Annotated in this window: 11 protein-coding genes; 5 read left to right on the forward strand and 6 right to left on the reverse strand. The window is 36.5% G+C overall.

The genetic code is table 11. The features are described from left to right. Positions 1–158: 158 nt before the first annotated feature. Complete coding sequence (locus NI455_RS14750; RefSeq protein ID WP_253114820.1) at positions 159–473, reverse strand: helix-turn-helix domain-containing protein; 315 nt, start codon at positions 471–473, stop codon at positions 159–161. 394 nt (positions 474–867) lie between these two features. On the opposite strand from NI455_RS14750, the gene NI455_RS14755 reads away from it, so the two are divergent. Next, the gene (locus tag NI455_RS14755; RefSeq protein WP_253114821.1) at positions 868–1,095 is read left to right on the forward strand and encodes a type II toxin-antitoxin system HicA family toxin; all 228 of its coding nucleotides are present in this window, start codon (positions 868–870) and stop codon (positions 1,093–1,095) included. A gap of 498 nt (positions 1,096–1,593) precedes the next feature. Here NI455_RS14755 and nadS read toward each other — a convergent pair whose 3' ends face one another. Next, on the reverse strand, positions 1,594–1,866 hold the full coding sequence (nadS, locus tag NI455_RS14760; RefSeq protein ID WP_253114823.1) for a NadS family protein: 273 nt from the start codon (positions 1,864–1,866) through the stop codon (positions 1,594–1,596). Continuing rightward, positions 1,859–2,179, reverse strand: coding sequence for a type II toxin-antitoxin system RelE/ParE family toxin (locus NI455_RS14765; protein WP_000897309.1), 321 nt, complete (start codon positions 2,177–2,179; stop codon positions 1,859–1,861). The genes nadS and NI455_RS14765 overlap by 8 nt, the downstream gene beginning before the upstream one ends. A gap of 250 nt (positions 2,180–2,429) precedes the next feature. Between NI455_RS14765 and NI455_RS14770 the strand changes: the two genes are divergently transcribed. Further along, positions 2,430–2,654 carry a hypothetical protein gene (locus tag NI455_RS14770; protein WP_100329926.1) on the forward strand — a complete coding sequence of 75 codons (225 nt, stop codon included), beginning with the start codon at positions 2,430–2,432 and terminating at the stop codon, positions 2,652–2,654. A gap of 370 nt (positions 2,655–3,024) precedes the next feature. On the opposite strand, the gene NI455_RS14775 is transcribed toward NI455_RS14770, so the two are convergent. After that, the gene (locus NI455_RS14775; protein WP_004728112.1) at positions 3,025–3,216 is read right to left on the reverse strand and encodes a YqaE/Pmp3 family membrane protein; all 192 of its coding nucleotides are present in this window, start codon (positions 3,214–3,216) and stop codon (positions 3,025–3,027) included. 29 nt (positions 3,217–3,245) lie between these two features. Continuing rightward, positions 3,246–3,527, reverse strand: a complete 282-nt coding sequence (locus NI455_RS14780; protein WP_253114824.1) for a DUF8583 domain-containing protein — start codon at positions 3,525–3,527, stop codon at positions 3,246–3,248. Between the two features lie 209 nt (positions 3,528–3,736). On the opposite strand from NI455_RS14780, the gene mobQ reads away from it, so the two are divergent. The 3 genes from mobQ (at position 3,737) to NI455_RS14795 (ending at position 7,238) form a co-directional block, all read left to right on the forward strand. Next, a complete protein-coding gene (gene mobQ / locus NI455_RS14785) occupies positions 3,737–5,173 on the forward strand; it encodes a MobQ family relaxase (RefSeq protein WP_253114825.1) in 1,437 nt (478 codons plus the stop codon). A 537-nt stretch (positions 5,174–5,710) separates the two neighbouring features. Then, positions 5,711–6,634, forward strand: coding sequence for a replication initiation protein RepM (gene repM, locus NI455_RS14790; protein ID WP_253114827.1), 924 nt, complete (start codon positions 5,711–5,713; stop codon positions 6,632–6,634). Between the two features lie 67 nt (positions 6,635–6,701). Further along, the gene (locus tag NI455_RS14795) at positions 6,702–7,238 is read left to right on the forward strand and encodes a plasmid replication DNA-binding protein (protein WP_253114828.1); all 537 of its coding nucleotides are present in this window, start codon (positions 6,702–6,704) and stop codon (positions 7,236–7,238) included. 254 nt (positions 7,239–7,492) lie between these two features. Here the strand turns inward: NI455_RS14795 and NI455_RS14800 are convergent. Next, positions 7,493–7,901: hypothetical protein (locus tag NI455_RS14800; protein ID WP_253114830.1), on the reverse strand; the 409-nt coding region annotated here is incomplete at its 5' end.

Consider the following 7,901-nt stretch of genomic DNA (forward strand, 5'->3'; position numbering starts at 1 on the left):
GATTCCTAAACTTTTATCTGCTTCAGAACTATTAATTTCTAAGACACGATAAACAGATCCATATTTTCGATAATCAGTAACAATAGAACTAACGGCAGATGCAACAGAACTCACTGCGAGTCCTACAGTACTAAACCATCCCATCTTTTTCTCCTAGTTCAAATATTTTCTAAATTCTGTTTAATATCTTTAGGGCTATACACATAAATTTGATGTTCAGTTTGTAGCAGCTCAACCGAAATTTTCAGTGCGTTATGAAATTGTTCCAAAGTGAGTCCTAGCAAACTTAGAATTAAAAATAAATTCTCTATATGTAAAGCCGTTTGGCCAGACTCGATTTTAGATAATGAGGAATTACTTAAATTGAGTAACTTAGCAAATTCTCCTTGTGCAATTCCCAAGAACTTTCGTCTTTGACTGATTACTAATCCAATAACTTGATGAATAGAAGTTTTAGCAACGTAATACTTCATTGAGACTCCTAGCTAAAATTCCATACTAGCATATTTTTCATAAAAATCAAATTTTCTTAATTATAAAAAAATATTTTCTTTTAATGAAAAAATAACTTGCATTAAATTAAAATAAAGCTTAGATTTTATTCAAGCCGGGTTGCAAAGTGTTACTCGTAAATAACCTTTTTTAGGAGAAGTTCTTATGTGGGATGTATTAATCGATATTGCTGCAGAAGTAATTAAAGAAACTGTTAAAGAAAGTATTAAATAAAAGGGGGGGGAAAAACATGCAGTACACATTAAAAGGTTTTATTGAGGTTCTCTTACCAAGACCTCCATTTCCACCCATTTTTTTCTAAATTTTTTATAGAAAGATAGGGCTTCAGAGCCCTATTTTTATTAGGGTAATAAAATGAAATTAAAAAGATTAAATGCAAAACAAGTTTTAAAATTTCTGACAACGTTAGGTTGGTACTTTGATAGTCAAAGAGGTAGTCATAAGCATTTGAAACATAGCTGTATAAAAGGCAAAGTTACCATCCCTTTTCATCGGGAGTTAGACATAGGAACCCTAAAAAGCATATTTTCTCAAGCTGGACTTAGCTGGAGTACAGTAATGAAATTAATAGGGGATATTTAATTCATTACCTATTCAAAAGTAAAAAAATCTCCCTCCATTTAACATAATGGCGGTTATACGAAGTACACTTGTATATTAACTTAAATATCAATAACTTAAAAAATTCATCCTGATCATAAAAACCGCAAAAAGCCGATTTTGAAACAAGTCGGCTTTTTTATGATCGTTTTTGATAGTTTTTGCCAAGAAAATTGGCTAAAAAATGATCAATTTAGCAATCAGTGCCCATTTCATGTGGATCCAGGTTCCAAAACTATCCCCAATTGCTGGGGATAAAATTTAGGCTATTTTGTACGCTCAGGCTTACGTGAATCTCGGCCCTTTGCGGCTATCTAGGATACTGGAACTTTCCTATGATGAACTCATCAGGAACAGGAAGTTCCATAACATAAAACAAAAATTATAAGTTATTGCACATGGACCAGAGGGTACAACAGCACAATCAGCGACAATAAAAAACCCCGGCATCCTGCCGGGGTTTTTTATTATCTAAAATTTTTAAATCAGAGTTGGATGGGCATCCAGAATGCGAATTAAAGTCGCTGCAGGACCAGTCGGATAGCGACGGCCTTGTTCCCAGTTTTGTAAGGTTCTTGCGCTGATATGCAAACGTGCAGCGAATTCTGCTTGGGTTAAACCAGTTTTCTCACGCACTCCTTTAATATCCGGCAATTCAAGTTCTGTGACTCGACTTGCCTTTATCTCATTACGTTTGATAGCACCAGCTTCTTTGATTGAAGCAACCAGGTCATCAAATAAGTTGTTATCCATGAAATTGCTCCTTCACTAATTGACGCAAAATCGAGGTTTCTTTGTCCGTCAGATTATCTTTCACAGACTTTGGATAAGCCACCAAGAAAAAGATCTGATCATCTTCTGTGACCCAGTAATAGATCACACGGATACCGCCACTTTTACCTTTATTGCCTTGAGCACAGCGTACTTTACGAATTCCACCACCATTCTTGATTAAGTCACCTTTATCAGGCTGTACCAAGAGATCTTGCTGGAGCTGACGATACTCTTCATCACTTACAAGCTCTTTGATTTGCTTGGTAAAGATACTGGTTTCAATGAATAACATAGGTTGAAGTACGTCAATGGCGTATAAGAATTTTAGCAGTTTTAGAATAAAAAAACGAGAAAAGGTAGCTCTCATTTCTCATAACCGAAATTATCTTACGTGATTAGCTTCAATTTTGATTTTTAGGTAATAGAAATTACAACCAAAAGGTAAATAAATATTCAATTTTTTGATACAAAAAGTCATTTATAGTATATTTAATTAATTGATATAATTTACATTAAGTACATTATTAGAATAAATATATAGAATGCCTCGTTTAGTTCTAAAGGCTAAATCAATAAGATCTTTTGATCCTAAATTTTTGATGGCCTTAATTGATTGTCTACCTTTAAATCAGCGACCCTCTATTAAGGAATTATTAAATCTTTATCCAGAAGAAATTAAATTAGATCTAACCTCTGAAGTATTGGAGTCTACTATTGAAAAAATATCAGCTCGATTAGGTACGGTATTCGATATTCAACATTCATAATTTAAAATTAAATAATAGATGTTATATGAAAGGCACAATTCATGAGCCTTTTCATCACTCGTTTAACATAAAATCTCTTATACGAAGCCAAAAAAGTAGCCCCACCCCCATGTTGGATAGGAGCTTTATGGCAAAAAATAGAGTGAATTCGATAAAAAATGAAATCCTCTAATTCTTGTTTTAATTATTTTTCTAACTAAGAATTAGAGGATTAATTTTTTTTTCCCTCTGGAGTTTTATAGTTATTGTTATAAGACTTATTAGATCACTTATTGCTCAAATAATCCTCCCAATCTGATCATTGACTTATGGATAAGTGTGATGGAAATCACAAAATCGATCAGATCTAAAAATCAGATAATTAAACTATTTATGAAGAGCGAATTGTTCTTTTAATTTTCTGATCAGTCTTGTATTGCGATAAGGCGTATACCGCCCAAATGGCCGCCGGGATCCAACCTAAAACTGTAATCTGAAGTAGCAAACAAATGATGCCTGCAAATGGTCGTCCTATGGTGAAGAACAGCAGCCAGGGAAAAATTAAAGCAATTAGCAATCTCATTTCAAATTCCTATGTATCTTTTCAAAAAATTAATAATTAACTGCCGACAGATCAAACAGCTTACGATCTCTTTCATCCGTTAAATACTTATCCATCTGAGCAATCAGTTTTGCCCGAGCCTGTTCATCATCTTCGGTAATTTTCAACATACAGGATCCGATCAAAATCTTGCGTCTGGTATCGTCCTTGCGTGCCTGTTCTTTCTCTTTGGCACGTTCTCTTGCCAGTGCTGCCTGTCTTTGAGCCTTTAACTGCTTTAGCTTTTCTTCCTGGGCTTTAATTTTGCTGTCTAGTGTTTCAGTAATGCTCATTAATCTAATACCATCATCCTGGGAAACCATCCCTAACATAAGCGCACTTGAATATGCATTCAAGGTGCTATATGTATAGTAATGTTTTCCTCGAAGAGCGCACTTATGCAAACTTCGTTTGCAAGTCCGATTGGGGTCTCCCCAATACCCCGACAACCGTAGACACGGTTGTATTTCACTACGTGAAAATTTAAAAGCGAAAAATAGGCATGGCGATTTACCACTTTTCAGTCAAAACCGTAGCACGATCAGCAGGACGTTCCGCCACTGCTGCAATCGCCTATCGGGCTGGTGAAAAGATCTATTGTGAACGTGAAGGCCGAGAACATGACTACAGCCGAAAAACTGGTGTGGAATACAAAGAGATTTATTTACCCAAAGACGCACCAGAACATTTAAAAAACCGGGAAAGACTCTGGAACGAAGTTGAACAGCACGAAACCCGAAAAAACTCGACAGTTGCCCGGGAATTTGAAATCGCTTTTCCAAGTGAATTAAATCAGGAACAACGCCTGGCCATGCTCGAAGAACTATGCGCCAGTATCGTGGACAGACATCAGGTGGCCGTTGATGCCTGTATCCATGCCCCGCATACCGGATCCGGCAGTGATGAACGCAATTATCACGCCCATATCCTGATGAGCACACGCAAGCTCATTCCCGAAGGTTTTACCGAGAAAACCCGGGAACTGGATCAGAAACACAGTGGAGAAATCGAACACTGGCGCAAACACTTTGCCGATATCTGCAATATGCACCTGGACATGGCCGGATACACCGCCCGAGTCGACCACCGCAGCTACAAGGACCAAGAGAATGGTCTGGAAGCCACCCTGCACGAAGGGCCTAAAGTCACCGAACTGCGCCGAAAAGGGATTGAGACCGAAATCAGCCGAAGCAATGATGAAATCAAACAGAGAAATCAGGCGCAGCTGCAATACGGCAAAAATATGGATCTGCTGATTGCTGAAAATGAGATCAAACTCAGCACACTGAAAACTGAACAGCAGATCCAAATCAAAAATAGCGCTAAAACGCCACCAATTGACGAAAAAGCCCTGTTTGAGGAAAAACAGAGGGAAACCCTTGGCAAAGTGCTAAAACGCGAAATCAGCGCAAAAGACGCGAATCTAGACCTGGATTTCATGCAGCGTAATCTCAAACAAGCCGAAATAACCCTGACCAAGCACCACAAACATCAAAATGAGTTCAATCAGCAGCTTGCCCAGGAGATCGTGAAAAGCGGACTCAAGCAAAGTCATGACAAATTGCAAAGCCTGGTCGATCAACACAACGAATTAACTCAGAACAAACCCTTACTGTTTGGAAAAAAAGCCTGGGAAGCCCAACGTGATGCGATTTACCAGGAGCACAAAAAGCTGAAAGGTCAGCATGAACACCAGAAAAAACATGGTGTGAAGGATTTATTGGAAAATGAAAAGTTTAAAGAACATGCCTGGAAGCAGTACCAACAACAACATCCGGCCAAAGCCAAGCAATACCAGACTCTATACCAATCCTATCAAGTCATTAAAAAATGTGTGGATGAGATCAAAGCAGAACAACAGCTGAAACTCAGACAAGAACAACAGCTCAAAGCACAGCAACAAGCTCCTAAAATGAAATCTCGTGGCATGAGTCGCTAAACAGAGCGAGTGTCTACGAGCGAACTGAGAAAATTTGCCCATCCCTTTCCCTGATTACAAGCTCCCTATCCATCAATCACCTTCATCACAGAGCATCCCGTATGGGTGCGAACTTTCCAAGTTTGATTCCTAAATCGAGCGTAGCGAGAAAAAAAGCTTATGAGCGAAGCGAATTCCGAGCTGCTTTTGATCTTGCTTTTGCTTTTTCTAAAAGTCACGAAAATATTAACTAAAAATTGCCCCGACGAATCGAGCGAAAGCGAGATTCAATAGAGTTTGAGCGCAGCGAAAACCAAGGGCAATTTTTCATGAAATATGCTTTTAATTATTTTTAAGCTTTTAAATGCTTTTAGATAGCCTGTAAACCTAAATTTATAAGGCTTTGAGCGATTATAAAACGAGGTTTACCTTGCATTAAAACGAGGTTTACCTTGCATTAAAACGAGGTTTACCTTGCATTAAAACGAGGTTTACCTTGCATTAAGCGAGTTGATAATATAACCTCGTCTTATTGACTTAAAAATATAAATTTTTCATATGAAAACCGAACTAATTGTCAAAGATAACGCTTTAATTAATGCTAGTTATAACCTTGATCTAGTAGAACAACGATTAATTCTTTTAGCTATCGTTGAAGCCAGGGAATCAGGTAAAGGGATAAATGCTAATGATCCATTAACAGTTCATGCTGAAAGTTATATCAATCAATTTGGTGTACATCGAAATACTGCTTATCAAGCCTTAAAAGATGCTTGCGATGACCTATTTGCAAGACAATTCAGTTATCAAAGTCTTAGTGAAAAAGGTAATGTCATTAATCACAAGTCAAGATGGGTAAGCGAGGTTGCTTATATTGATAATGAGGCTGTCGTTAGACTTATTTTTGCTCCTGCTATTGTGCCTTTAATAACTCGATTAGAAGAACAATTTACAAAGTATGAGATACAGCAAATAAGCAATTTAACGAGTGCTTATGCTGTTCGCTTATATGAAATATTGATTGCGTGGCGTAGTACCGGAAAAACGCCTCTTATAACTATCTACGATTTCAGACAAAAAATAGGTGTACTCGAGACTGAATACAAAAGGATGTACGATTTTAAGAAATATGTTTTAGACATTGCAGTAAAGCAAGTAAATGAACATACCGATATTAATGTCAAAGTTGAACAACATAAAACCGGCAGATCCATTACGGGCTTTTCATTTAGCTTCAAACAGAAAAAGTCAGCAACAAATACAGCCAATGACATTAGTCAGGACAAAGAGCTAAAAATCAATTTGACTGATGCACAACGATATTTATTTGCTAGTAAATTATCAGAACTTCCTGAGATGGCTAAACTTTCACAAGGTAATGAAAGCTATGAACAGTTTGCTGCTCGGATTGTAACCATGCTACAAGAGCCAAATAAATTAAAAGAATTTATGCCATTACTTCGAAAAGTCGGCTTTCAATGAATGATGTCAATTGACATAGTAAAGTTAACAATCAACTATTAACACTATTTGAAAACTGGTTTACATAATGAAAAAACTGTCAGTTTCAGAACTAGCGAAATTATATGGATATTCAAGACAAGCTGTATATGCCCATATAAAGAAAGGAAATTTATCAAAAGGATCGGATGGATTAATTGACTTTTCAGAAGCCTTGAGAGTTTTTGGGGAACCACAAAAAAGTAATTCTAGTGTCAACCAAAGTCAATCAACTAGTAGGCATAACTTAACAGAAGTTGACTCGCTAAAACGTCAAGTTGACATGCTGGAAAAACAATTAAATCAGGCAATACAGAGAGAAAATCAATCATTAGAACGTGAATCGTTTTATCAAGAACAGATTGAGGCCATGCAGCGCTTACTGGAAGCTCCAAAAGCCAATATGACTACGTTTACCGATCATAAATCTGAACAGGATATAACAACAGATTCTCGGCCACAGACTGAATCGAAGTATGACGGATTGACTACTCCAGAGAACAAACGCATCCCTGTTCCAGAACATATTGAGCCTACACCTAAAAAGAGGGGCTTCCTAAGCCGTTTTTTCCTTCCTTATGGTTAACCAGGACTCCATTTTTTTGATGAGCCAATTTCAGTGCAAACACGTGAAATAATGACTCACCAAAAAACCGGATGAGGTTTATTAAAACTGAATAAAACCGTGAAACATTGATCAAAAAGCATGCGTGGAACATAAATAATCAATAAAAAGCCGTTCTGGTGCCCTAATATCCAGAACGGCTTACTTTAATGTAATGATATTTAAAGAGAAATATCAAGCGTTTCGTATAAGGTGTATTATGTTAATTGTAGAAATTATTCACGATCTAATAATTTATTAATTGGATTATTTCTTATATTAGATTCTCTATTTATTATTCTATTCTGATACTCATCAATAGTTATTTGGGTCGATTGAATATTTCCTTCCTGATTGGTAACACCTTGATTTAGTAAACTTTCATACATCTGTAGATGGTTAATGTAGTGTTCTAAATGTCCTTTTTCATGAATTAGTTCTTTCTTATCATCATACAAAGTAAAGATATTATTTAGAGGTTCTTCTAAAAATTGATTCAAATGATCTGCATTTACATCAGGTAATTCATTCAAACTAGCTTCAAGATTTTCACCGATTCCTAAACTTTTATCTGCTTCAGAACTATTAATTTCTAAGACACGATAAACAGATCCATATTTTCGATAATCAGTAACAATAGAACTA

Origin of the sequence: Acinetobacter lwoffii, assembly GCF_024129435.1 — a bacterium.
GTDB lineage: Bacteria > Pseudomonadota > Gammaproteobacteria > Pseudomonadales > Moraxellaceae > Acinetobacter > Acinetobacter lwoffii_F.